Source organism: Levilactobacillus acidifarinae DSM 19394 = JCM 15949, from assembly GCF_001434835.1.
Taxonomy (GTDB): domain Bacteria; phylum Bacillota; class Bacilli; order Lactobacillales; family Lactobacillaceae; genus Levilactobacillus; species Levilactobacillus acidifarinae.
Genome location: NZ_AZDV01000012.1, coordinates 1 through 278, shown reverse-complemented (window position 1 = coordinate 278; position 278 = coordinate 1). Strand labels below are relative to the sequence as shown.

Here is a 278-nt window from a genome sequence, read left to right as displayed (position 1 = left end):
GGAATCAAGAACTCCTTTTCTAAGTCATCAGAGATAAATTGATAGTTCATCTCGCTACCGTATCCTGCATCGGCGACAACATATTGTGACGCGTTGGGAGTCTGCGCAAAGATGTTTGAAAGAAAAGGAATTAAAGTACGTGTATCAATCGGTCGTTGAAATAGGTCAAAGTATAGAGCGTATTGATTTTGGCTAGCAACTTGGAGATTGTATCCTGGTTTCAACTGACCATTCTTCATGGGATCTTCTTTCATTCGCATAAAGGTGGCATCTGTATC

The 278-nt window shown here is 40.6% G+C and carries 1 protein-coding gene; it reads right to left on the bottom strand.

From position 1 onward, the window contains the following. Positions 1-278: transposase (locus FD25_RS06190; RefSeq protein WP_157050052.1), on the bottom strand; the 278-nt coding region annotated here is incomplete at both ends.